Annotated in this window: 23 protein-coding genes; 14 read left to right on the top strand and 9 right to left on the bottom strand. The window is 65.4% G+C overall.

Annotated features, from left to right (window positions below):
- The first annotated feature begins 57 nt into the window (after positions 1 to 57).
- The 3 genes from CH278_RS19570 (at position 58) to CH278_RS19560 (ending at position 3414) form a co-directional block, all read left to right on the top strand.
- Positions 58 to 1971: an alpha-amylase family protein gene (locus tag CH278_RS19570; protein WP_057472825.1), complete on the top strand. Its 1914-nt coding sequence runs from the start codon at positions 58 to 60 to the stop codon at positions 1969 to 1971.
- A 75-nt stretch (positions 1972 to 2046) separates the two neighbouring features.
- Positions 2047 to 3000: an alpha/beta hydrolase gene (locus CH278_RS19565; protein WP_032369664.1), complete on the top strand. Its 954-nt coding sequence runs from the start codon at positions 2047 to 2049 to the stop codon at positions 2998 to 3000.
- Positions 3001 to 3054: 54 nt separating this feature from the next.
- Positions 3055 to 3414, top strand: coding sequence for a VOC family protein (locus CH278_RS19560; protein ID WP_032375443.1), 360 nt, complete (start codon positions 3055 to 3057; stop codon positions 3412 to 3414).
- Between the two features lie 6 nt (positions 3415 to 3420).
- Here CH278_RS19560 and CH278_RS19555 read toward each other — a convergent pair whose 3' ends face one another.
- Together CH278_RS19555 and CH278_RS19550 are read right to left on the bottom strand one after the other, a co-directional pair.
- A complete protein-coding gene (locus CH278_RS19555) occupies positions 3421 to 4293 on the bottom strand; it encodes a PE-PPE domain-containing protein (RefSeq protein ID WP_094622665.1) in 873 nt (290 codons plus the stop codon).
- A 73-nt stretch (positions 4294 to 4366) separates the two neighbouring features.
- The gene (locus tag CH278_RS19550; protein WP_094622664.1) at positions 4367 to 5746 is read right to left on the bottom strand and encodes a WS/DGAT domain-containing protein; all 1380 of its coding nucleotides are present in this window, start codon (positions 5744 to 5746) and stop codon (positions 4367 to 4369) included.
- Between the two features lie 193 nt (positions 5747 to 5939).
- Here CH278_RS19550 and CH278_RS19545 point away from each other — a divergent pair, with 193 nt between their 5' ends.
- The gene (locus CH278_RS19545; RefSeq protein ID WP_052067154.1) at positions 5940 to 7313 is read left to right on the top strand and encodes a sialidase family protein; all 1374 of its coding nucleotides are present in this window, start codon (positions 5940 to 5942) and stop codon (positions 7311 to 7313) included.
- 62 nt (positions 7314 to 7375) lie between these two features.
- Here the strand turns inward: CH278_RS19545 and CH278_RS19540 are convergent, their stop codons facing one another.
- Positions 7376 to 8197 carry a hypothetical protein gene (locus CH278_RS19540; RefSeq protein ID WP_032390527.1) on the bottom strand — a complete coding sequence of 274 codons (822 nt, stop codon included), beginning with the start codon at positions 8195 to 8197 and terminating at the stop codon, positions 7376 to 7378.
- A gap of 123 nt (positions 8198 to 8320) precedes the next feature.
- Entirely contained in the window at positions 8321 to 8899 is a 579-nt protein-coding gene (locus CH278_RS19535) for a TerD family protein (RefSeq protein WP_032390340.1), read from the bottom strand.
- Positions 8900 to 9124: 225 nt separating this feature from the next.
- Between CH278_RS19535 and CH278_RS19530 the strand changes: the two genes are divergently transcribed.
- The gene (locus CH278_RS19530; protein ID WP_094622663.1) at positions 9125 to 9874 is read left to right on the top strand and encodes a DUF1906 domain-containing protein; all 750 of its coding nucleotides are present in this window, start codon (positions 9125 to 9127) and stop codon (positions 9872 to 9874) included.
- Between the two features lie 105 nt (positions 9875 to 9979).
- Here the strand turns inward: CH278_RS19530 and CH278_RS19525 are convergent, their stop codons facing one another.
- Positions 9980 to 10840 carry an Rv1157c family protein gene (locus CH278_RS19525; protein WP_045840775.1) on the bottom strand — a complete coding sequence of 287 codons (861 nt, stop codon included), beginning with the start codon at positions 10838 to 10840 and terminating at the stop codon, positions 9980 to 9982.
- A 301-nt stretch (positions 10841 to 11141) separates the two neighbouring features.
- Between CH278_RS19525 and CH278_RS19520 the strand changes: the two genes are divergently transcribed.
- Positions 11142 to 12362, top strand: a complete 1221-nt coding sequence (locus CH278_RS19520) for a mannosyltransferase (RefSeq protein ID WP_032400259.1) — start codon at positions 11142 to 11144, stop codon at positions 12360 to 12362.
- Here CH278_RS19520 and CH278_RS19515 read toward each other — a convergent pair.
- Positions 12304 to 12588, bottom strand: coding sequence for a 4a-hydroxytetrahydrobiopterin dehydratase (locus tag CH278_RS19515; protein ID WP_094622662.1), 285 nt, complete (start codon positions 12586 to 12588; stop codon positions 12304 to 12306). The genes CH278_RS19520 and CH278_RS19515 overlap by 59 nt on opposite strands.
- Before the next feature lie 14 nt (positions 12589 to 12602).
- Here CH278_RS19515 and CH278_RS19510 point away from each other — a divergent pair, with 14 nt between their 5' ends.
- The 7 genes from CH278_RS19510 to CH278_RS19480 all read left to right on the top strand — a co-directional run bounded on the left by CH278_RS19510 (position 12603) and on the right by CH278_RS19480 (position 19572).
- Positions 12603 to 13028 carry a (deoxy)nucleoside triphosphate pyrophosphohydrolase gene (locus CH278_RS19510; protein ID WP_094622661.1) on the top strand — a complete coding sequence of 142 codons (426 nt, stop codon included), beginning with the start codon at positions 12603 to 12605 and terminating at the stop codon, positions 13026 to 13028.
- Positions 13029 to 13345: 317 nt separating this feature from the next.
- On the top strand, positions 13346 to 15283 hold the full coding sequence (gene typA / locus CH278_RS19500) for a translational GTPase TypA (RefSeq protein WP_032365354.1): 1938 nt from the start codon (positions 13346 to 13348) through the stop codon (positions 15281 to 15283).
- Between the two features lie 103 nt (positions 15284 to 15386).
- The gene (locus CH278_RS19495) at positions 15387 to 17168 is read left to right on the top strand and encodes an ABC transporter family substrate-binding protein (RefSeq protein ID WP_094622660.1); all 1782 of its coding nucleotides are present in this window, start codon (positions 15387 to 15389) and stop codon (positions 17166 to 17168) included.
- A complete protein-coding gene (locus CH278_RS19490; RefSeq protein WP_256991899.1) occupies positions 17165 to 17848 on the top strand; it encodes a haloacid dehalogenase type II in 684 nt (227 codons plus the stop codon). Before CH278_RS19495 ends, CH278_RS19490 begins: the two co-directional genes overlap by 4 nt.
- Before the next feature lie 105 nt (positions 17849 to 17953).
- Entirely contained in the window at positions 17954 to 18847 is an 894-nt protein-coding gene (mshB, locus tag CH278_RS19485) for an N-acetyl-1-D-myo-inositol-2-amino-2-deoxy-alpha-D-glucopyranoside deacetylase (protein WP_032386704.1), read from the top strand.
- Positions 18848 to 18874: 27 nt separating this feature from the next.
- Entirely contained in the window at positions 18875 to 19033 is a 159-nt protein-coding gene (locus CH278_RS27665) for a hypothetical protein (RefSeq protein WP_008714214.1), read from the top strand.
- 86 nt (positions 19034 to 19119) lie between these two features.
- Positions 19120 to 19572, top strand: a complete 453-nt coding sequence (locus CH278_RS19480; protein WP_094622659.1) for a hypothetical protein — start codon at positions 19120 to 19122, stop codon at positions 19570 to 19572.
- On the opposite strand, the gene CH278_RS19475 is transcribed toward CH278_RS19480, so the two are convergent.
- From CH278_RS19475 to CH278_RS19465, 3 genes are read right to left on the bottom strand one after another with little or no spacing between them, the layout of a single operon-like run.
- On the bottom strand, positions 19499 to 20200 hold the full coding sequence (locus CH278_RS19475; RefSeq protein ID WP_094622658.1) for a uracil-DNA glycosylase: 702 nt from the start codon (positions 20198 to 20200) through the stop codon (positions 19499 to 19501). The genes CH278_RS19480 and CH278_RS19475 overlap by 74 nt on opposite strands.
- 56 nt (positions 20201 to 20256) lie before the next feature.
- Positions 20257 to 21774 (bottom strand): PH domain-containing protein, encoded by a 1518-nt coding sequence (locus tag CH278_RS19470; RefSeq protein WP_094622657.1) that lies wholly within the window; start codon positions 21772 to 21774, stop codon positions 20257 to 20259.
- Positions 21771 to 22250 (bottom strand): PH domain-containing protein, encoded by a 480-nt coding sequence (locus CH278_RS19465; RefSeq protein ID WP_045840735.1) that lies wholly within the window; start codon positions 22248 to 22250, stop codon positions 21771 to 21773. Before CH278_RS19465 ends, CH278_RS19470 begins: the two co-directional genes overlap by 4 nt.
- 134 nt (positions 22251 to 22384) lie before the next feature.
- Here CH278_RS19465 and CH278_RS19460 point away from each other — a divergent pair, with 134 nt between their 5' ends.
- Positions 22385 to 24925, top strand: a complete 2541-nt coding sequence (locus CH278_RS19460) for a bifunctional FO biosynthesis protein CofGH (protein WP_256991900.1) — start codon at positions 22385 to 22387, stop codon at positions 24923 to 24925.
- Positions 24926 to 24933: the final 8 nt, after the last annotated feature.

Genomic DNA, 24933 nt, shown 5'->3' with positions numbered 1-24933 from the left:
CCAGGGAGTCGGGATGTATGCGCGTCGGCAGCGACTGCTCGATGCCATGATGAGTCCATGGCGCACACCACGGTCTCAGACGTCACCCGCGACATCCTCGCCGAACTGCCCGCCCATCGACGCGAGACGTTCGAGCTCCGCCTCGAACAGTGGTTTCCCGATCTGCACGACGCCGTCACGGCTGTCTACCCCGACCCTGATGCAGTGGCTGCCACGCTCGTGGAGATCGCCACCCGTGCGTACGCGGAACGGTCCGAGGATCTGCACAGACTCGATCAGCGTCGACTGCTCGAACCCGATTGGTTTCAGCAGCCGGACATGTTCGGCTACGCCTGCTATGTGGACCGTTACGGCGAGACGCTGCGCGGAGTCGGTGAACGACTGGATCATCTGACCGATCTGGGTGTCACCTACCTGCATCTGATGCCGTTGCTTCGACCGCGGCCGGGCGACAACGACGGCGGCTACGCAGTGATGGACTATCGCGCGGTGCGAGAAGATCTGGGCACCAACGAGGATCTGCGTACTCTCGCCGAGACTTTGCGCGGACGTGGTATCAGCATGGTGGTCGACCTGGTCCTCAATCACGTTGCTCGCGAACATGAATGGGCTGTCAAGGCGCGAGCCGGCGATCCCGTGTACCGCGACTATTTCTTGATCTACCCCGATCGGACGACCCCGAATTCCTACGAGCGCACCCTCCCCGAGGTATTTCCGGACTTCGCGCCGGGCAGCTTCACGTTCGACGACGAACTCGGCGAGTGGGTGTGGACCACGTTCAACGAGTGGCAGTGGGATCTGAACTGGGCCAATCCGGCTGTGCTGGAGGAGTTCGCGAGCATCGTGCTGCACCTGGCCAATCTCGGGGTGGAAGTGCTCCGCCTCGATGCGATCGCATTTCTGTGGAAGCGGCTCGGCACCAATTGCCAGAACCAGCCCGAAGTGCATGCGGTCACCCAGGCTCTCCGAGCGACCGCTCGCCTTGCCGCTCCGGCAACGCTCTTCAAGGCCGAAGCAATCGTCGGCCCACGCGATCTGTTGCCGTATCTGGGGCAGGGCAGACACACCGGGCGAGTATCGGACATCGCCTACCACAACTCGCTGATGGTGCAGGTCTGGTCGATGTTGGCCACGGGCAGTACGGCTTTGGCGCGTCATGCCCTGGCGTCGTTACCGCCCACGCCACCGAGTGGCACCTGGGTGACCTACGTGCGATGCCACGACGACATCGGCTGGGCCATCGACGACGGTGACGCAGCGTCGCTCGGACTGTCGGGTGCAGGCCATCGGCATTTTCTGGCCGACTGGTACTCCGGCGAGTTCGATGGTTCCTGGGCCGAAGGGCTTGTGTTCCAGTACAATCCGGACACCGGGGATCGCCGGATCAGTGGAACCGCAGCCGCGCTCACCGGTCTGGGCCCGGCCCGCCTGGATCCCGACGGCGCGTTCGGGCGAATCTTTCTGTCGCACGCCATCATTGCCGGATGGGGCGGCATTCCCGTCGTGTGGAGCGGTGACGAGCTCGGCTCCCCGGGAGACCCGAACTGGGCAGACGAACCAGCTCATGCCGAGGACAACAGATGGGTGCATCGACCCCGCGTCACCGACGCCGACCGCGCCGGCCGATTTCAGCAGGGGAGCGACGCCCAACGAGTGTTCGACGGCATCGCTCGCATCGCGAAGGTGCGCTCCGGTCTACCGATGTTGCACGCCGAGGCGCCGGTCGACGTCCAGACCGAATCCGACGACGGCCTGCTCGTGGTGCGCAGACGTCATCCCAGCGGCACCCTGGTGGGGCTCTACAACGTCACTTCTCAGCACCGCCCGTTCGCCCATGCGCAGTTGATCGAGCTCGGCATCCCGGCCCCCACCGAGGTGCTCTCGCAGCACGACCTGGCGGTCGACGGGAACGGATCGTTATGGCTGCCGCCGTACGCGGCCTGGTGGATCGTCGACAGCCCGTCGCGCTAGAGGACGCATTACCGTGACCGAGCTGTTACCCTCCCCGGGACGGTGGGGCTGGATACGAACAAGGGGACAATCTCGATGCGCGGTCGGTTACGAAGTACGGTGCTCGCTCTGGTAGCGGTCATGGTCGCCACGATGGCAACGGTGCTGATGGGGACCGGTGTGGCGAAAGCCGACTCCGAGCTGGTCTACGTCTACTCGCCGTCGATGGACAAGAACATCCCGATCAAGGTGCTCCGAGCTGCCGGTGGCGGCCCTGCACCCACGCTGTATCTGCTCGACGGGCTGCGTGCGCCCGAGGACAACAGCGGTTGGCTCATCGAAACAGACGTCGAGAGCTTCTTCGCCGACAAGCACGTCAACGTGGTCATTCCGTTCGGCGGCGGCGGAACCTTCTACTCGGACTGGCAGCGCGACGACCCCAAGCTCGGACGGGTGAAGTGGGAAACGTTCCTGACCCAGGAATTGCCGCCCTTCATGGCCGATCGTTTCGGTAGCGACAACGTCAACAACGCCGTGGCCGGCCTGTCGATGAGCGGCACCTCGGCACTGAACCTGGCGGCTCACCGGCCGGACTTCTACAAGGCGGTGGCGTCGTTCAGTGGCTACCCGACGGCCAGCAGCCCCGGATTCGCTCAGGGCATCTCGGTCGCCGTCGGCGAGATGGGCGGCAACGCGCGCAACATGTGGGGCACCTGGCCGTCGGCAGACTGGATCCGCAACGATCCGTCGCTCAATGTCGGCGCGTTGCGCAACACGGCAGTCTTCGTCTCTTCGGGTAGCGGCTCACCGGCGACGGACCCGGTGTTCAACCCGGCCAGCAGCCGCTTCGACCCCGTCAAGTTCGCGCAGATGGTGCCGCTCGAAACCGCCGCAGGCATGAGCAGTCGGGCATTCGTTCCGTTGTTGCAGGCTGCAGGCGGTCGACCCAACGTCAAGATCACCGGCACCGGCGTGCACTGGTGGAACCACTGGCAGCAGCATCTGCACGAGGCGTGGTTCGAGACCATTGCCCCGGCAGTCGGCGGTTGATCGACAGCGAGTAATCGATAGTCCGACCCGGGTGATTCTCGCTACGATTCCGACATGAATGCACCCGTCATCGCCGTGGACTACACGGTTCTCGACTGTCCCGATCCGGCAGCGCTCGCCCGGTTCTACAGCACGATCCTCGGCTGGGAACCGGTGCGCGACGACGGAGATTGGGTGGTCGTCCACGGTCCGGGCGAACTCCGGTTGGCCTTCCAGAAGGCCCCCGACTTCACCCCGGTCGACTGGCCGAACGACGGCATCAAGATTCACCTCGATTTCGTCGTCGACGAGATGGAACGGGCCCGCGACTTCGTCGTCGAGGCCGGAGCGACGTTGATCGACGACGCGCACGAGTCGTTCTGGGTGTACCGAGACCCGGTCGGCCACATCTTCTGTCTCTGCAAGCGAGACTGATCTGCGTTACGCGACCTGCGCGGCCGGTACAGCTCGGCCGAGCCGCTCATCCTCTTGCTCACCGAGCCAGCGGGCGAGAACCTGGCATCCGGTGAGGCCGTCTGCGTACGGCTCCGACGCGTAGGCGATGTGCCGACCGCCACCCGAGTTGGTCCACACCCATCGTCTCCAGCCGAGCGACGTGGGTAGGTACCCGGACACCTCGGTGGCCGCGGTGCGGAGGCGTCGAACATCCTTCGCCCACTGGGCCGGTCGTAGGCGAGTACGAGTCGCGTTCTGAAAGCTGTTGCTGCGCACGAGTAGCCAGAGCTCGCGCAACCAGGTCTTGGGCGTGCGGAACGACATCCAGCGCGTCAGGTCGGCGATGTCGCGAACGAGGCTGTCGTCGCTGGCGTTGCAGATCATGTCCGACGCGAGAGCTATCCAGTGGGTCGGAATCGACTCCGGCAGAGCCGGCCCGGTTCCAGCGACCCCGCGGCCGGTGCAGCCGGGCACCGCCCCGGCCGGCTGCTGTGGATCCGAGACCAGACCGGCCGCGACGATGCGGCTGCCGTCGACGATTCCGTCGTGAACGAGGCCCAGTACTTCGCGAACGACCGTGGCTCCCTGCGAATATCCGATCAGAGCGAGAGGCCCAGTGGTGTTCTCGATCGCGCGGCGCAGGCGACGAACTCCGAGTTCGGTGCTGTGCCGGTAGCTCAGTCCCCCGAACGCAACGGGCCCGTACGACGCCGGGTAGCCCACCCAGCGGCCGACGAAGCGATCGTCGAGTGCGCCGACGACACACGACAGGAGACCGGTGACGCGGGTCCGATGGTCGGCCGGACGCGATTCGCCGGTGCCGCCGACCGAGAGTACGGTTACCTGCTCCTGGTTCATGGTTACCGAGTGTGGCCGACGAACCTGAGCCGAACGCCCGACAAATGCTGAGAACTGTCTGGCATTGACGCGTTCAACTCAGCGCGGCACGTACGTCGTAGAGGCCATCGCGCAGAAGTGTCTCGTAGCGATCCGGATCCGGTACGGCCGCTCGGTTGGACGTCACGCTGATCGCGACGGTGTCGCCGATACCGTGCACGCCGTGCGTGAGGCTCATGGCAGGGGAGAGGGCAGGGAACCCTGCCGTGAATCGAACGGGCCCGCCGCCGAGCGTGAGGTCCGCTGCACCGCGCGAGACACTGGATACGACCGTGTTGCCCGTGACGGTCGGCGGCACCGCAGTCGGATCGAACTGTGCGACTCCCCACGCCGCCAGGAATGCCGGGACATGGCGTTCTGTCTCGTTCTGAGATGCGCGGGCTGTCAACGTCACCGGGTGACCTGCTCGCGCTCTGCGCTCGGCCAGGTCTGCGGCCACGAGTCGGCTGCGAGTCCGCAGGTCCGGTTCGGCCGAAAACAAGCCGACGCCGACGTTGCCGAAGTTGTTGCGTGCGCCCACTGCAGCCGTCCGTGCGACGGTGACCTCGGCGGCGAGATCGGCCGAAGCATCGTCCGAATCGCCGAGGAACCGTTGGAGTGCAACGGAAATGGCGGTCAGAGCAGTGACGGTGATCGAGGTGTCGGCGAACTGGAGAGCCGGCTTGGGCAGCACGATCGTTCGCAGATCCGTCCGGTCCGTAGGCGCAACGTCGAGAGTCGTCAACGCGCGAGAACGTGCAGGAGGAGGGACCGAACCCGACGCGGTATCTTCCTCCAATCGCAGTGCGTCGCGTCGCGCCCGAATGCCGGCGCGAGCCATGCGCACTACTCGCACAGGCAGAGTCAGGGCGGCTACGGCGGCGGTCAGGGGTGCGGGTGGCGCAGTCGGTGTAACGGGCCGAGAGGGCACGGAATGTGTACCGAACAGCTCGCGAGCAGTTCGGGCGGCCAGTGTTCCGTCCGCGGCTGCGTGCGATAGTTGCAGAACAGCAACAAGACTCGGTCCGTCACACGCAGGAGCACCCGATACGTTCGGATACAGGTGCAGATGCCAGACCGTGTGTCGCGGGTCGACCTGACGCTCGAACGACGACGCGACGGCGTCGAGACATTCCTGCCACGTCCGGGGTTCGGGGTGAACGCTGATCGTGTCCGTGCCGGGGTCCATCGCAGTCCAGTGCGGACGCTCGAGACCGAACGGAACCTCTGCAATTCGAAGACCGAGCACCTCGATACCCGCGCTGCGAATGCGCAGCCGTCGCACCGTGGACTCCAGTGGTTCGCGCGCTCCCTCGAAGCAATACAGCAGAAACTGGTCACTGGGGACCTTCGACGCCATCCAGTACGCCTGCGCATCGACCGGATGAAGGCGCGCAGAGCCCGACAACAGAGGTTCGGCGAACGCACAGGGCACACCAGAAGCTTAAGGCGTGCATCGGCGATCGACGGTCTCGAAACAGACCGGTTTCGTTCTGTGAGCTGTCACGACGTTCGGCCCAGGACTTCTGCATCGGCCTCGGCGTTTTCGGCGTGAATCGACGCTAGCCTGATCCAATGCACCACCGCGCCCCGATATCACGACGCCCGCGCCGCCGCGGGCGGGTGTCGTGACACCGCGGGTCGCGTCGGGATATCGAGCAGGGCTTCGCTTTTCGACCAACGCGGCAGCATCGGCCGACTACGCCACCGATATCTCCTACACCGAATACGGGTCGTCCGCGTGCACCCTCGGAACAGCCGCGGACAACACCGTATTTCTCGCCCCGGCATACACCGTCGACGGCGTCGGAGTTCTGCAGTCCTCCGATTTCGGACAATCCTGGCGAGCATCGGTGCCGGACGGCACGGTGAACACCGGCCGCCGAGCGCACATGTACTTCGACGATGCCGACGACCGGCTGTTTCTCACCGCCGGTCGCGTCGACTCGACACCGACGCGCATGTTTCGATCGGGCTTCGACCTCGGAATCAGCGACGACCGAGGCCGAACGTGGCGCTTCCGGAGAGTGGCATCCAAGGCCAGGACAGGTGCCAAGGTATTCGCCGGACCTCGGGTGTCCGCACCGGACGCGTCGTCTCCGTCATCTGCTCGCGTGACGTACCTGTCCGCTCCCACACCGTTCGCCCTCCGCGTGCGACCTCTGATCAACGCCACCCGCCAGGTGATCTGGCGTTCGTACGACGGCGGGACCAAATGGGAGGTAGCCGGCGGGTTCGACATCGACCCGAAAAACATTCCGGGACTTCCCGGTACGGACTACGTCGCATTCGGCACCGGTGTCGTCGGCCCGGACGGCACGGTCTACATCGGCGGCCGATACGGCCGTCGTTTCGCGGTCGCGGTCAGCCGCGACGAGGGTTTGACCTGGGATGTCCGCATAGTCCCCGGATCGGCGCTCGCCAAATATCACAACCCGTTGCACCTTCTGCTGCTCGCTTCCCGATACCTACTGCCGGAGTCGGTCGCTGTCGACTGCGACGGCACCCTGTACGCCCTGTGGCCGGACCGGGACGGATTGCTGCACGCTTCGTGGTCTTCCGACGGCGCGAACAGCTGGTCGAGACCCGTCGTGGTGTCCGCTCCGGGAGTGCGAGGGGCGCGGTTCGGTGCGATCACCGCCACCGGATCGGGGCGCGTCGGAATTTCGTATTACGGGCGTGAGGTCGGCCGCGCATTCCACGGCTTCATTGCACAGAGTCGCGACTTCCGCACTGCAGGACCGGTTTTCGTCGGTGGTAAGTACAACGAACCCGATGCTCCGCTGTTTCCGTACGGGTTCCGTCGAGGTTTCCCCGGCTCCGTTTTCGGGCGATCTCTCGACGAGATGGTGCGGGTCCGGTTCGCGCCCAACGGAGATCTCGTGACCGGAGCGGTCATGCAGATGCGCGGGCGGAACCGCTTGCGTCCCTGGGCCGCACGCGCGCGGCGCACCGAGATGCAGGCGGTTCTCGGTCGGCTCGGCCGCATCGATCGTTCCTGATGCAGCGAAAAGCCGTGCAGCGCAGAGCTACACGGCTTTTCGATCGTTCGATTGGACCTGAATCAGGCGACGTTCACCAGGCCGACCGTCGGGAAGAAGAAGCAACTCTTGTCCGAGCCGTCGATTGCCTTGTGGTTGACGGTGCCGAACACCGCGGCCAGAACGGTTCCCGATCCGGTTTGCACGGGGACAGCGCGTGCACCGGCAGCGGGCAACGCATTGAGTGCGTTGACCACGAGGGGCCGGGCCATGTCCTTCAACTCCGCCGGGATTCCCGAGTTGTCGAGGATCGACTGGGCCATGGTGGTGACCAGGCCGCCGAAGTCTGCGAAGCCGCCCTGCAGGGTGTTGACGTTGAACCATGCCACCTGCATGCCGGACTTGTCGGCCGAATCGTTGACGATGCCGGCCGGAACGAACGCGAACATCGTCTCGCCCTTGTCGACGGCATTGAGATCGGGAATCTGCAAGGACGGCACACCTGGGATTGTGGGGATGGCGGGTGCCTTCAGTTGCGGCCACGGTCCGCCGGCACCACCGGCGACGCCCGGCACGATTCCGAGCGGCGCGCCCGGTGTGGCGGCGCAGTTGATCGCAGCGGTCGGGTAGAAGAACGGCGTGATGCCGAAGTCGGTGAGAGCCTTGTTGGCCGCGTCGAGGGCAGCGAAGGGGTCTGCGGAGGTGTTCTCGGCGACCGGGGTGCGCGAGTCGGCGATGGCATTCGCTGCGGCGAGCGAAGCACCGTCTTGCCCCTGCAATGCGGCGATCGCCCGGGCGAGCGGATCAGCGGGAGCCGGGTCCGCTGCCGCAGTGGCAGGAACGGCGAGCAATGCCGCGCAGGAGAGCGCGAGCGCGCCCGCCAGACGGCTGAGGCGACGAGACATGTGTGACTCCTGTGACTTATGTGGCTGATGTTGTGTGTGCGCTGATATCACCACACATCATCTTGGCGTCACAAGCTCAGCTGTAGACCGTTGTGCAATCGAGACGGACTCGCGCACCCTGCGTCAGCCGACGTCGATGCCGAAATCGCGCACGATGCCCTCCAGGCCGGACGCGTAGCCCTGACCGATTGCGCGAAACTTCCATTCGGCACCGCGGCGGTACAACTCGCCGAAGACCATCGCAGTCTCGGTCGACGCGTCCTCGCTCAGATCGAAGCGCGCGAGTTCGCGGCCGTCGGACTTGTCGACCACGCGGATGAAGGCGTTGACGACCTGACCGAAGTTCTGCCCCAGCGCGTCCGCGTTGTGAATTGACACCGGGAATGCAATGGAATCCACCTCGGGTGTCAGCGCTGCAAGGTCCACGTCGATGCTCTCGTCGTCTCCTTCGCCCTCGCCGGTGCGGTTGTCTCCGGTGTGCTCGATTGCGCCGTCGGGGGAGCGCAGGTTGTTGTAGAAGACGAAGTAGTTGTCGCTCAGCGCCTTCTTGTCGGTACCGAGGCCGATCGCGCTCGCGTCGAGGTCGAAGTCCCCGCCGGTGGTGGAGCGAACGTCCCAGCCCAGACCGACGGTGACCGCGGTCAAGTTCGGTGCTTCCTTCGTCAGCGAGACATTTCCGCCCTTGGCGAGTGTTACGCCCATGTCCAACCACTCCTTCACGCGTCGTTCGTGCTTCGTCCTCCCCACCCTATTCATGACTGCGGGTGCGGTGCTCGAGTTGCATGTGTGAACGACGAGCCACGCGGGTGGGGTGTGAGCAGTGGGGCTGGCGGTGCACATGTGTTTGTGATGGGATACGACAAAACATCGGAAAATAGCAGTGACGGCGCGTTTCGTTACGTAGGCGCGCCGTGGCAATCGAACGGCATGGGAGATTTTGTGCAGGTTTCGCGACGTGAACTGTTCAAGTACGCCGCGGCCGGCTCCGCAGCCGCCGTCGGCCTGGCCGCGTTGGGTTCGGCCACCGCTCATGCAGACGCGGGGCTGGGAACGCTCGTCGACTACGCGGGAGGGGTGCCGTCGGCGTCGGCCATCAAGAGCGCAGGCCATCTCGGAGCTGTCCGCTACGTGTCGGATCGGCGTCCCGACGCGACCTGGATGGTCGGCAAGCCGATGACCGCGTTGGAGGCGCAGTCCCTCACCGAGGCCGGCCTGGAGGTGGTCTCCAACTACCAGTTCGGTAAGGGTGCCACCGCGGATTGGCGAGGCGGGTACGTTGCGGGCGTCAAGCATGCGAAACGTGGACTCGAGCTACATCTGGCGGCCGGTGGCCCGTCCGATCGGCCGATCTACGCATCGATCGACGACAACCCGACAGCCGTCGAGTTCGCCACCCTCATCGCGCCGTACATCTTGGGCTGGCAGTCGGTGATCGGAGCGGAGAACACCGGTATCTACGCGAATTCTCCGACCATCGAATTGGCGTCCGTCGCAGGACTGGGCCAGTGGTATTGGCAGCACAATTGGGGGACCCCGAAGGGGTTCGTACATCCCGAAGCGCACATTCACCAGATTCGTATCGACAAGGACACGGTGGGTGGAGTGAAAGTGGATATCAACAATGTCTTGAAGTCCGATTACGGCCAGTGGTCGAAATCCGGTGCCGACATCGTCTGAATACCATCCGTGTAATTCGGCGGTCTTTTCTCCGGCCGATAAGCACGAAAACAATTCGCCCCCGGCTTCGAGGAAGCCGGGGGCGAATTGCTGTGGTCTCGTGAGCTACGGCACGTAGACCGTGCCGATCGTCGGCAGGAAGTTGCAGCTGCGCGGCGGCGCTGCGGCGTCTTCCTTGGACTGAGTGGTGATCGATCCGGACACCACGGACAGCACGCGACCGGGGCCGGTGTCGGCGATGGCCGACAACGTCGCGGGGCCGTCGGCGTTGATCTTGGCTGCGCCGGTCAGGTCCTGGGTTCCCGATCGGCGGTTGTCGATGTTGAGCCACGTCACGGTGAGCGGAGCGGACTGCTGCGCGGCGAGAGGCGCGGTACCGAGGGCGGTGAACACGAAACCGGCCTGGCCTGCAGCCGGTCCGGGGGGCGGCAACGTGGCCGGTCCGGGAACGGCCAAGGCGGTTCCGACGGAATCTGCGGTGTCGGAGATGCAGCCCTTGCCCAGGGTCGGGTACAGGAACTGTGCGATGACGGGGCCGTCGGAGGGCAGCTCGGGCCCGCCGCCGCCGGATCCGTCCAGGAAGGTGATGACCGATTCCAGCAGCGACTTGACCTGGTCCGGAAGCTGCGCGGTTTCGAGAAGTGCGCGAGCCTGGCCGAGGAGATCTGCTGCGGGAGCGGCACCCACATCGGCCGGTCCTGCAGCTGCACCGACGATTGCAGGCGCGAAGGACGCGAGTGCCTCGATGTCGGAGAGGTTGGGTAGGGGTTCACCGGGAGCGGGCAGGAACTGGGCGATCAGCGCTGCGGGATCGGCCGGAGCAGCCGGCAGATCTGCCGGAGCCATGGGCACCAGAGGCTGAGCGGATGCGCTGGTCGGCACAACGAGTGCGGCGGCTGCGGCCACAGCCAGAGCTGTGACAACGCGACGCGTTCCGCGAGTACGAAGCACGGTGATATTCCCCATTCTGATCATGACGCAGGTCCACGGCGACAGCCGGTGCCCGAGGGGTCACTCTATGTAGAGCGATCCCGGATGTACAGCCGTAGTAGGTCCAGTCCTCCCCGGCTGAACTCTATCGAGGATTCTATGGGCCACGCGCTGCGAATTCTCCGCAGAATCGAACAATAGCGTGTTACACGAGTGACCAGTGTGAAAGGTGATGTAAATGTTACGAGCGGATCGGCACGGTTAGGGTGGGTATCGATCGCCCTATAAGCTCGGCTGTCGATAAACGGCATCGATACCGAACGGAACCACACGCACCGTGAACCGACTTGTTCGGCTGGCCCCCGTTCTGCTGGCAGTTTCGGTGATCAGCCGATTCGTCTGGGCGTTCGTCACCCCCAACGGTATGAACCTCGTCGACCTGCACGTCTACGTCGAAGGCTCCGCTGCGCTGCTCGGCGACAACCTGTACGACTACACGTACTCGGTGCAGACCCCGGACTTCCCGCTGCCGTTCACGTACCCACCGTTCGCCGCCCTGGTGTTCTTCCCGCTCCATTATCTGCCGTTCACGGTGGTCGGCATCGTCTGGCAGGCCGCGACGATGATCGCGTTGTTCGCAGTGGTCCGGCTCGCCCTGTCGATGGTTCTCGGCGACGACCGGGCCGCCGAGAACCGCTGGGTGAGAATCGCCATGTTGTGGACCGCGCTGGGGCTGTGGTCCGAGCCCGTGCGCACCACCCTCGATTACGGCCAGGTCAACGTGTTCCTGGTGCTGCTGGCGCTACTCGCGGTACGCAGCTCGCGCTGGTGGGTGGCGGGCGGACTCGTGGGGTTCGCCGCGGGCATCAAGCTGACCCCGGCCATCACGGGCCTGTACTTCCTCGCCACTCGGCGGTGGAAAGCTGCAGCATTCTCGGCGGTGGCATTCGCGCTCAGTGTCGCGGTCAGCTACGCGGTGCTGGGGCGTCAGGCGGCCACGTACTTCACCACGTTGCTCGGCGATGCCGACCGCATCGGACCCGTCGGCTCGGTCTGGAATCAGTCTCTGCGCGGAGCTCTGAGCCGGATCGTGGGCGAGGACGTCGGCCAGGGACCGCTGTGGATCGCCGCCGCAGTGATCGCCGTGGTTCTCGCTGTGCTGGCATGGCGAGCGCTCGATCGCCGCGACCACCTGGGAACCCTGGTCATCGTCCAACTCCTGGGCCTGTTGGTGTCGCCGATTTCGTGGTCGCATCACTGGATCTGGGTGATTCCGATGGTGATCTGGCTGCTGCACGGGCCGTTGCGCGATATCGCCGGAGCCAAGATCGTTGCCGGCTACTGGCTGGTGACGGTCACGGTGGGGGTGCCCTGGTTGCTGAGCTTCTTCCAGGAATCGATCTGGACCATTCCCCGTCCCGGCCTCGAGGCCTGGGCCGGTGCCGTCGACGTGATCGGATCGGCTCTGTTCCTCGGCTGGGTCGTCTACGCAGGACGTGTCAGGAAGGCGCGATCAGTGCATCGATCCGACGCGCCAGATCCACGTCCTTCTGCGTGAGACCGCCGGCGCTGTGCGTGGACAGCGTGAACGTGAGCGTCCGCCACCGGATGTCGATGTCGGGGTGATGGTCCGCCTCCTCCGCGGCGTCGGCCACGCGGTTCACCACCTCGATCGCGGCGGGAAACGACGTCAGCTCGACGGTGCGAGTGAGAGATTTCTCCGCCACCGTCCAGTGGGTGAGCTGTGCGTCCTCGATATCGCGGTCGGTCAGCAATTCGGTCATAGAAAGATGGTGGCATGTCCGGTACCCCTACCGCTGTGGTTGTCGCGGCCGCGTTGGTCGACGACGGTCGTCTGCTGCTCGCGCAACGAACTCGACCGCCGGAGTTGGCCGGTCGGTGGGAGCTGCCCGGCGGCAAGGTCGAGCCGGGGGAGTCCGAGGACGCCGCACTGGCTCGCGAACTGCGCGAGGAACTGGGGGTCGAGTGTTCGATCGGTGCCGCGCTCAGCGGAGACGTCGAGCTTTCCGGTGGCATGGTGTTGCGGGCCTACCGAGCCTCGATTGTCTCGGGAACCCCTGCGCCGCTAGAGCATTCGGCTCTACGGTGGGTCGATGCCGCGACGCTGCCGACGGTGGATCTGGTCGATGCAGACCGACTCTGGCTGCCGGACCTACAGGAAATTCTGCTCACTTCGCCCGAGCGGTCTTCAGACCTTTCTTGAGGTCTTTCTTGGTCGCGCCCGCGGATTCCAACTTCTTCATTCGCATGATCACGACGGGGCATTTGATGCAACGAACTTTCTTGCGGCAGCATTTTTTCTTGGGCTTCATCCCCGAGACATCTGCGGCCTTTATCTTGCCCATGAGCACCAAGACTAATGGGTGGCGCAGGTCACAGACCTGAGGGTGGCGCGGGGCACTGCCGGACTACGGGTAAACTCGATCAGTCGCGAGAACCTCGCGGTGCAGCGCGCTTCTCTAGCGACATAAGCCCGCTAGCGAACAAGAGCCCGCATTCGACTCCAGGAGAATTTTTCGCGTGAGCGCCCCAAGCAGTGCAGACAACATCGACAGCACCACTACTTTTCGCAACGTCGCCATCGTTGCACACGTCGACCATGGCAAGACCACCCTGGTCGACGCCATGCTTCGGCAGTCCGGCGCGTTCGAGGAACGTGCCGAAGCGATCGACCGCGTCATGGACTCGGGTGACCTCGAAAAAGAAAAAGGCATCACGATCCTGGCCAAGAACACGGCCGTTCACAAGCGCAATGCCGACGGCACCATCACCGTCATCAACGTGATCGACACCCCCGGCCACGCCGACTTCGGCGGAGAGGTCGAGCGCGGCCTGTCCATGGTCGACGGCGTCGTGCTCCTCGTCGACGCTTCCGAGGGCCCGCTGCCGCAGACCCGTTTCGTGCTGCGCAAGGCGCTCGCCGCGTCGTTGCCGGTGATCCTGGTCGTCAACAAGACCGACCGTCCCGACGCGCGTATCGAAGAGGTCGTCTCGGAGAGCCACGATCTGCTGCTCGACCTCGCGTCCGATCTCGACGACGAAGCGTCCGAGGCAGCCGAGCTCGCCCTCGACCTCCCCGTTCTCTACGCCTCCGGCCGTGAGGGCAAGGCCTCGAAGGTCCAGCCCCAGAACGGACACGCTCCCGACGCCGAGAACCTCGACGAGCTGTTCGAGGTGCTGCTCAGCTACGTCCCCGCGCCCAAGGGCAACGTCGACGCGCCGCTGCAGGCACACGTCACCAACCTCGACGCGTCGGCCTTCCTCGGCCGCCTCGCCCTGGTTCGTATCCACAACGGCCAGCTCTCCAAGGGCCAGACCGTCAGCTGGATGCGTGAGGTAGACGGCGAGCCCGTCGTCCAGAAGGCCAAGATCACCGAGCTGCTCAACACCATCGGCGTCGAGCGCGTTCCCGGCGAGAAGGGTGTCGCAGGAGACATCGTCGCCGTCGCGGGCTTCCCGGACATCATGATCGGCGACACCCTCGCCGATCTGGAGAACCCGGTCGCTCTGCCTCGCATCACCGTCGACCAGCCGGCCATCTCGGTCACCATCGGCACCAACACGAGCCCGCTCGTCGGACGCGTCAGCGGCCACAAGCTCACCTCGCGCATGGTCAAGAGCCGCCTCGACCAGGAGCTCATCGGTAACGTCTCGCTCAAGGTCCTCGACATCGGTCGCCCCGATGCCTGGGAGGTCCAGGGTCGTGGAGAGCTCGCGCTCGCCATCCTCGTCGAGCAGATGCGTCGTGAAGGCTTCGAGCTCACCGTCGGCAAGCCCCAGGTGGTCACCCAGCAGGTCGACGGCAAGCTGCACGAGCCCTTCGAAGAGCTGATGGTCGACACACCGGAGGAATACCTCGGTGCAGTGACGCAGTTGCTCGCCGCACGCAAGGGCAAGATGGTCCAGATGACGAACCACGGCGCAGGCTGGGTTCGCATGGAATTCATCGTTCCCTCGCGTGGCCTGATCGGTTTCCGCACCGAGTTCCTCACGGACACTCGCGGCACCGGCATCGCGAACGCCGTCTTCCATGGTTACGCGCCGTGGGCCGGCGAGATCCGCGCCCGCCACACCGGCTCGCTCGTCTCGGACCGTCACGGCACCGTGACCCCGTTCGCGATGATCCAGCTGGCCGACCGCGGCACGTTCTTCGTCGAGCCGGGCGCAGACACGTACGAGGGCATGGTCGTGGGCATCAACCCGCGTCAGGAAGACCTCGACATCAACGTCACTCGCGAGAAGAAGCTGACCAACATGCGTCAGTCCTCCGCCGACGTCATGGAGACCCTGGCCAAGCCGAAGAAGCTGGACCTGGAAATGGCCATGGAGTTCTGTGCAGGCGACGAGTGCGTCGAGGTGACCCCCGAGGTCGTGCGCGTCCGCAAGGTGCACCTCGATTCCAACGAGCGCGCCCGTGAGCGTTCGCGCAGCAAGACGCGCGACAAGGCTGCTCTGTAAGACAGATCCTGTACGGCAGAAGCGACGTGTCACCATCGTGGGACGTCGCTTCTGCCGTACCTGTAGCCGATCACGAAGGAGATCCTCGTTGCGTAACGTACTGATGCCGGTGGTTCTGGCCTCCGCCACTGCCCTGGTACTCACCGCATGCACCGCGGATCCACCGCCTCCGATCGAGAGCTTCGAAACTCCGGTCACCACGACGACCGTGCCGTCGAAGACCGGCGACCCCGTTGTCGTGGCGATCGACGACGTGGGCATCGGGTTCAACCCACACCTGCTGGCCGACCAGTCGCCCGCCACCGCCGCGGTCAGTTCGCTCGTGCTGCCCAGCCCGTTCCGTCCCACCCTGAACCCCGACACCGGCGTGACCACGTGGGAGCCGGACCTGTCGCTGTTGATCTCCGCCGAAGTGACCTCTCAGTCTCCGTTCACCATCCGGTACCAGCTACGCAACGAGGCCCAGTGGTCCGACAGCGCACCGATCGCGGCCGAGGACTTCCGGTACCTCTGGCAGCAGATGATCACGCAGCCGGGCGTCGTCGATCCGGCCGGCTACGCTCTCATCAGCGATGTTGCCTCTTCGGGCGGCGGCAAGACCGTCGACGTCACCCTCGAGTCGCCGTATCCAGCGTGGCAGCGATTGTTCGCCGACCTCGTGCCCTCGCACCTGCTCAAGGATTCGCCCGGCGGCTTCGAGGGTGGCCTCACCGACAACGTGCCGGTCTCCGGTTCGCGGTTCAACATCAAGACCGTCGACCAGGGCCGGGACGAGATTCTGCTGGAACGCAACGATCGCTTCTGGGACCAACCCGCCTCGCCCGACCAGATCCTCATTCGGCGCGGAGGCACCCCCGCACAGTTGGCCGATTCGTTGCGGTCGAGTGACGCTCAGATCGCACAGGTTCGGGGTGGGTCTGCGACGCGCGCGCAACTCTCGGCAATTCCCGGGGTCCGCACCGACACGATCCACCAATCACGTGTGTTGTCGATGACCGTGAACGGCCGGGCACCGAACATGTCGGAGTCGCTTGTGCGGCAGGGGATCATGGGTCTGCTGGACCCGAACCTGCTGGCGACGGTCGGGGCCGGCGGAGGGGCGACGGATCGCCGAGCCGCGGCCCAGTTGTCGTCGCCGTCGGACCCCGGCTACACCGCGACCGCACCCGCCCCGATCGGCAGAACCGCGGCCCTCGACCTGCTTCGCCGCGCCGGCTTCGTTCCGACACCCGACGCGATCGTGACCTCGACGCCGAGCGCGGGCGCATCCACGACCTCTGCTGCGCCGCCGACCACCAGCGCGCCGACCACGAGCGCGCCGGCTCCCGGAGTACCCCGACTCGCAGACGCCGGCGGTACCGCGCTGCGATTCGTCATCGGTGCCGTCGAGAACGACGACATCGCACTGGCCGTGGCCGGCACCGCCGCGGACGAGCTCGTCAGTGCGGGTATCGACGCGACCGTCACTCCGCTGCCCGCGGACGAGTTGTACTCGACGGCGCTGACCGACGGCGGCGTCGACGCCGTGGTCGGGTGGACCAGTGCGGGCGTGGACCCGGCAACGGCCCTGGCCTCGCGCTTCGGCTGTGTTGTGGAGCCGGCTCCGGGGAGCAGCGGCAGCGTGGAGGCCCCGCGCAATCTGTCCGGTCTGTGTGTTCCGGAATTACAGCCGACGATCGACCGCGCCCTGGTAACCGGCGTCGATGCGACGGTCGTTGCCGAGGAGATCGAGCCCAAGCTGTGGTCTCTGGCGTCGACGCTGCCGATCATGCAGGACCAGTCCGTGGTGGCTGCGGTGCCGGGTATCACCGGCGTCTCGTTGACCGGGCCGGTGGAGGTCGGCATCTTCGCCGATGCCGCGAAGTGGATCCGGACGGTCCGGTGAACACCGTGCGCTTGCCTCGGGTGATCATCTTCGACGTGAACGAGACCCTGTCCGACATGGCTCCCATGGCGGCGCGATTCGCCGACGTCGGAGCGCCGGAACACCTGTTCCCGACGTGGTTCGCAGGAGTGCTGCGGGACGGGTTCGCGCTCGCGGTCGCAGGTACCGCTCGGCCGTTCGCCGAGGTCGGTGCCGGTGTGCTCGAGGCGTTGCTGTCCGGTGCCGCGATCGATCGCCGGTTGGACGATGCAGTGGACCACATCATGGCCGGTTTCGCCGAGCTCGAGGTGCATCCCGATGTGGTGGCCGGAGTGAATGCGCTTGCAGCGCTTGGCATTCGGATGATCACCCTCAGTAACGGGTCCGCGTCGCTCGCGCAGTCTCTGCTCGAACGAGCCGGCGTGCGGAGTGCTTTCGAGTTGCTGCTGTCGGTCGAGGACGCCGGACGGTGGAAGCCGCACGCCGATGCCTACCGCTACGCGTTGGAGCAGTGCGGTGTCGAACCCGGCGACGCGATGCTGGTGGCCGTGCACCCCTGGGATATCGACGGTGCGCACCGGGCAGGCCTGTCGACGGCGTGGCTCGATCGCGAGAACCGTCCTTATCCCGACCATTTCGTCCCTGCCGATGTGACAGCGCAGTCGTTACCGGATGTGGCGCGAATGCTCGGCGAGCGATGAACGGCTGCCCGACCCAGAGACCGAGACAACGATGACACAGCGAGTAGCGAGCGACGAGGCATGACGGAACAGGTTGTGACAGAGCAGGTTGTGACAGAACAAGCGATGACGCAGCCGCAGCGGTTGCTGCTGGTCCATGCGCACCCGGACGACGAGAGCATCACCACCGGCGGGACCATCGCCCATTACGTGCGCGCGGGCGTCGACGTCACCGTGCTGACGTGCTCGCTCGGTGAAGAGGGTGAGGTGATCGGCGATACGTGGGCCGATCTCGTGGTCGACCGAGCCGATCAGCTCGGTGGCTACCGAATTCTGGAACTGCATCGCGCACTCGCGGCGTTGGGCTGCAACCCTCCCCGCTTTCTCGGTGGTGCCGGCCGCTGGCGAGATTCTGGAATGGCCGGAACCCCGGCTGCTCTCAAACCGCGCGCATTCGTCAACGCAGACCGGCAGGAGGCGCTCGGGGCGCTCGTGTCGGTGATCCGCGAACTCAGGCCTCAGGTCGTCGTCGGTTACGACCCCGAGGGTGGCTACGGACACCCCGATCATCAGCAGGTCCACTCCCTGGTGACCGAGGCGGTCGAGGTCTGTGGAACGGACGCCCATCCCGCGGCCGGAGGTCCGTGGGAGGTAGCGAAGTTCTACTGGACCGTCACCGGCCGCGATCAGCTGGACGCGGGACTACGGGCGATCGCCGATATCCCCGAGGGGTGGCGCATGCCCCTCGACGGTGAGTTGCCGAGTGTGGCCGAGGACATGATCACCACCAGCATCGATGTCCGCGGTGTGCTCGACGCGAAGACCGACGCGTTGCGTGCGCACGCAACTCAGGTGACGGTTGCGCCCTCGGGTGCCGAGTACGCACTCTCCAACGACATCGTTCAGCCGATCCTGCTCGACGAGCAGTACGTACTCGTGCGGGGCGTGCTCGGCTCCGACGGGGCGGGCAGGGAGAACGACTTGTTCGCGGGCGTACTAGGCTGTGTTCCGAATCACTGATCTCATGACAACAGGGGCGGAACACACATGTACAACTGGGTAGTGCAGGACGCAATCGTCGCGTTCGTCGATTCTCTCAAGCCGCAGTTCGGCGCACAGGCAGATCTGTACCAGTACGTTCTGGGCCAGATCGCCATGGGTGCGAGCAACTTGCTCACCTCGCTGGGCTATCCGCCGGTGTCCTGAGTGCCGGTGCCCGGTTTTTCGAATGCGATGCCCGGTTTTCGAATGCGGTGCACTGAAACGACCCGGGCCAAGGCAGTATTGGGCGCATGATCTCGAAGGCCGCATCCAATACTGTCGCCCTGGTGTCGTGGGCGACGGTCGTAGTACTGGTGTTCGACGGCTTCCTGTCCGGAATCCTGTCGGTCTTCTTTCTCCCGACCTACGTGGGGTCGGTGCAGTTTCCCATCAGCGCGTTGCTCGGGGGCATCGCGAACGTCGCTCTGGTTCTGGCCGCGCGTAAGGTCGCCGAACGGCCGATCTGGGTGGCGTCGCCGCTGCTCGGATGGTTCGTCGCAGTAGTGCTGTGCATGTTCGGCGGCCCCGGCAACGATGTTCTGCTGCTGGCCGACTGGCGCACGATGCTGCTCATCGTGGCCGGTGCCGGGCCGGCGGGTGTGCTGCTGTTCATGTTCAGAATGAAAGCCATCACAGCAAGCGTGCGTGCCGACCCGCATTCCGGAGCACGTCCTCGATCATCGTCGGAGTCAGCAGTCCGGTGAATGTGTTTCGCTGACTGACGTGGTAGCTGGCGAACACGGTGATCGAGCCCAGATCGAGCTGCGTGCCGTGCCCGAATTTCGGTGCGGGCCTGGGTATTTCCCACCCGTTCGCGGCGAGAATCGGTAGCAGCGACTGCCAACCGAACGCCCCGAGCACGAGAATCGATCTCAGTCGCGGACGCAGCAAGCGCAATTCGTCGTCGAGCCAGGGGCGACACCGATCGCGCTCGGCGGGAGTCGGCTTGTTCTGCGGCGGAGCGCAGTGCACGGGGGCTGCAATACGAACTCCGTTGAGCGTCAGCCCGTCGCCGATGTGCGTCGCGGTCGGTTGGCTGGCGAGCCCGACGGCATGCATGGCTCGGTAGAGCACGTCTCCGCTGCGGTCCCCGGTGAACATCCGTCCGGTGCGATTGCCGCCGTGGGCGGCCGGGGCGAGCCCGACGATCAACATCGACGCATCGGCCGGGCCGAAACTGGGAACGGCTCGCCCCCAATACGTTTCGTTTGCGAACGCGGCGCGCTTCTCGGCAGCGACCTGTTCGCGCCACTGCACCAGCCGTGGACAGGCGCGACACTGGGACACCGCCAGGTCGAGTTGCGCGATGGTCTGCGGGCGCTCCTTCTTCATCGGCTCCTTCTTTATCGGCTACGTTTTCACGTGCTGCGTCTTCACGTGCTGCGTCTTTACGTGCTGCGTCGAAGCCAGACGTCCCCGGCACCCGGTGTGACGGCGTCGATCATGGCCCACGCGTTCTCGATGGGTATGTCGACCACCTCGTAGCGTCCGACGCCCGCCGGTGTCGCTGCCACGACGGTGGCCACGCCGGCGCGACGTTGGAAGAACGTCTGGCGCACCGTCCAACCGATGATGCCGCCGGCTTCGAGGCTGTGCCGGGTGCGGTCGAGCGATCCGTGCTGGGTGATCAGCCAGCCGGGCAGGACGGCGTGCCCGAGGCCGCGGTAGCGGTCGTGAGCAAGTCCGACGGCGGCCACGAACAGCACGGCCACGGCGATCCACGCGAGGATCGGGATCGGTGCGCCGAGAGACTGCGCAATTCCCAGTCCGGCCGCGACGACGAGCAGCGGTAGAACGGCCCGGGTGTAGCGGCGTCGCCGCGCGGCAGGCCCGTGCTGCAGAAGCGGGCGGTCGGCATTGCCGTGCATGCCTGCGTCGCCGAGCACCGTGGTCATCATGCGCAGCGCCTCGGCCCGCGGAGCTTGGGGGAGCAGCAGCGACGATTCCTTCTTCTCGGCGCTCACTCCGGTCATGATGGCGTCGAGTCGAGCCCCGCCGACCGACCTCAGTAGTAGTGGTAGCGACAGAGAAGTGCCGCGCAGTCTCTTGCGGTCGAGGGTCGACTGACGGGTGCGGAGCAGCCCGTGGCTGACGTGCAGGGTGCGACCCTGGTCGGTGACGGTCAGGTTGCCGTAGGTGATCAGGTATCGAACGCAGGCGAAGATGCTGGACACCACGAGGAGCACAATCAGTGCGAGGACGACGAACAGGGCGATGCCGAACCGCTGCGCCGATTCGACGCTGTTCGAGACCACCGACGTCTCCGCCAACGTCTGTCCGATGCCGTATTGGAACAGCACGCCCACTGCCGCGGCGATGGTGACGATGCCGGTGATGGAGAACGGCGCGAACCGCACCCACGAGAACTGCCAGTGCGCAATCTCGACGCCGGGGTCGTTTGCGGCAACGGGCATTCCGTCGCTCGGCGTTGTTCGGCCCGACACCCGCTGCAGCAGTTCGCCGCGAAGCTCCGGCACCAGTGACGTGTCGAGGGCGTTGAGCTCGAAAGCCTCGCCTTTGCCCGCCTGCTGGCCGGTCCCGATGCGGAGAATGGACAGGCCGAGCACTCGGTGCAGTACGTTCGCTTCCACGTCGACCGACCGAATCCTGTTGCGCGGGATAGACAGTACTTTCTTCTGCAGTACGCCGGTGCGCAGTTGTACGTGCACCGGCCCGATCCGGTAGCTGGTGGTGAACCAGCGCGCAATCGCGAACACGACGACGACCGCGAGGATGCCCAGACTCCAGTAGTGATTACCGCTCTGACTGCCGACGAAGAACGAGATCAGCAGTACCGGCAGGATCTTGATGCCCTCGTTCACCGGATGCACCAACAACATTCGCTTGTCCAGGCGCAACCACGGCTGCTCCTCTTCGACTGCCAGCAACTCCGCCTGATCGGTCATGTGGCATCTCCGACGGTGCGGCCGGCGATATCGGTCAGTCGCGTGACGGTCTCGTCCGCAACGGCCTGATCGAGTGCGGTGATCTTCACCGCGCCCGCCGACGATGCCGTCGTCACGGTGACCGTCGCCAACCCGAGCAGACGATCGAGTGGTCCACGCTCGGTGTCGACGGTCTGCACCCGCGAGATGGGGGCGATGCGTCGTTCTTGGCTGAGCCAACCGGTGCGGGTGTACACGGCGGTGTCGCTGATCTCCCAGCGGTGCACGCGGTAGCGCCACTGCGGCACGATCGCGAGGTGCAGTGCGGTCAGCACGACCGATGCGACGAGGACGGTGACGTGCAGCCACGACGTCCGGTTCGAGTCGACGAAAAACCAGACGATCTGAGCGATGAACACCGGTAGCCACAGCAGTCCGGCGCTAAGTGTCCAGAGCAGACGCGCACGGGGAGAAGGCTGCCACTGTGGGTCTGTCATCGTTGTCACAGTACAAACCTAGCGCTGCCCCGTCGTGCGCGTTTTGTGCCCTTCCAGGTACGCAAAACGCGCACAAGGGCCGCAGGCCCACCCGCGGGTGGCACGTGCGTACCAAGAAGGCGCATGATCGACTGGTGACTTCGCAGCCTGATACCGCTCCAGCCGCCTCCGCCATGCGCCGCGTTCTGCGTCGCGCCCGCGACGGGGTGTCACTGAACGTCGACGAAGCAACGGTCTTGCTGCACGCTCGCGGTGACGATCTGACCGATCTGATGACGTCGGCGTCCCGGGTTCGCGATGCCGGGTTGGAGTCGGCGGGCCGGCCGAAGACCGTGTCGTATTCGCGCAAGGTGTTCGTGCCCATCACTCGGTTGTGCCGCGACAAGTGCCACTATTGCACGTTCGTCACGGTGCCGGGCAAGCTCAATGCGGCCGGGCACGGGATGTTCATGGATCCCGACGAGATCATCGACGTCGCCCGGAAGGGCGCCGAGTTGGGCTGCAAGGAGGCGCTGTTCACGCTCGGCGACAGGCCGGAGGAGCGGTGGCCCGAGGCCAAGGCGTGGCTGGACTCGCGCGGCTACGACTCGACTCTGGACTACGTGCGCGCGATGTCGATCAGGGTGCTCGAAGAGACCGGCCTGCTGCCGCACCTCAATCCCGGAGTGATGTCGTGGCAGGAACTCTCGCGCCTCAAGCCGGTGGCCCCCTCAATGGGCATGATGCTCGAGACCACCTCGCGTCGGCTGTTCGAGGAGAAGGGGCAGGCGCATTACGGCAGTCCCGACAAGGATCCCGAGGTTCGGCTGCGCACACTGACCGACGCGGGCCGGCTCAACATTCCCTTCACGACGGGCATCCTCGTCGGCATCGGTGAGACGTTGCGGGACAGGGCCGAGTCCATCATGGCAATTCGTAAGGTGCACAAGTCTTTCGGCCATGTCCAAGAGATCATCGTGCAGAACTTCCTGGCCAAGTCCGATACCGCGATGCGTTCCGTGCCCGACGCCGGTCTCGAAGAATTCCTGGCGACCATCGCGGTGACGCGCATGGTGGTCGGTCCGTCGATGCGAATTCAGGCCCCGCCGAACCTCGTCGCAGCGGAGGAGACCGCCGCGTTGCTCGGCGCAGGCGTCGACGATTGGGGCGGTGTCTCGCCGCTGACTCCCGACCACGTCAATCCCGAGCGGCCGTGGCCGAACCTCGACACTCTTGCCGAGTTGTCGGCGGCCGCCGGTTACACGCTCGTGGAGCGCACTGCCGCGCAGCCGCAGTACGTGTTGGCCGGTGCACCGTGGATCGACCCGCGGATCTCGGCACACGTGCGGGCGTTGGCCGACCCGGAGACCGGGATGGCACGCGAGGGCGTGAACCCGACGGGTCTGCCGTGGCAGGAGCCGGACGAGGAATGGGAGTCCTCGGGACGGGTGGATCTGAACACCGAGATCGACACCGAGGGCCGCAACACCGAGACCCGCTCGGATCTGGCGAATGCGTTCGGCGACTGGGATTCCATTCGTGAGCAGGTGCGCGACCTGGCCGGTCTCGAACGAGTCGACCGCGACCTGGTGTCGGCATTGACAGCAGCGGAGAAGGACCCGGCCGGTCTGTCGGACGAGCAGTACCTCGCACTGGCGACGGCCGAGGGCCCCGGCATGGACGCCGTCGCTGCGCTGGCCGACGATCTGCGCAAGCAGGTCAACGGGGACACCGTCACCTACGTGGTGAACCGGAACATCAACTTCACCAACATCTGCTACACCGGATGCCGTTTCTGCGCGTTCGCCCAGCGCAAGGGTGACGCGGACGCGTTCACGCTGTCCACTGCCGAAGTGGCCGACCGTGCGTGGGAAGCGCACGTGGTCGGTGCCACCGAGGTGTGCATGCAGGGCGGCATCGACCCGGAGCTGCCGGTGACGGGCTACGCCGATCTGGTCCGTGCGGTCAAGGCGAAAGTGCCGTCGATGCACGTGCACGCGTTCTCGCCGATGGAGATCGTCAACGGGGCCTCCCGCGGCGGCCAGTCGATCCGCGAGTGGCTCACCGAGCTGCGGGCCGCCGGCCTGGACTCGATTCCGGGTACCGCCGCAGAGATTCTCGACGACGAGGTGCGGTGGGTGCTCACCAAGGGCAAGCTGCCCGCAGCCGAATGGATCGAAGTGATCACCACCGCGCACGAGGTGGGCCTGCGATCGAGCTCGACGATGATGTACGGCCACGTCGACAATCCCTCGCACTGGGTCGGGCATCTGAACGTGCTCAAGAAGATCCAGGACAAGACGGGCGGGTTTACCGAGTTCGTGCCGCTGCCGTTCGTGCACCAGTCGTCGCCGCTGTATCTGGCGGGTGCCTCGCGGCCCGGCCCGACCAATCGGGACAACCGCGCGGTGCATGCTCTGGCCAGGATCATGCTGCACGGCCGTATCGACAACATTCAGACCTCATGGGTGAAATTGGGAATCACGGGTACACAGGCGATGCTGAACGGAGGCGCGAACGATCTGGGCGGGACCCTGATGGAAGAGACGATCTCGCGCATGGCGGGTTCGCAGAACGGTTCGGAGAAGACCGTCGCGGAACTGCACGAGATCGCCGACGGCATCGGACGACCGGTTCGTCAGCGCACCACCACGTACGGCCCGGCACCGGCGGTGTCGGTCGCCGGCCTGATCTGACCTACAGG

Origin of the sequence: Rhodococcus sp. 05-2254-5 (genome assembly GCF_002258575.1) — a bacterium.
Taxonomy (GTDB): Bacteria; Actinomycetota; Actinomycetes; order Mycobacteriales; family Mycobacteriaceae; genus Rhodococcoides; species Rhodococcoides fascians.
The sequence above is the reverse complement of the archived record's forward strand: the minus strand, read 5'-3'. Positions and strand labels throughout refer to the sequence as shown.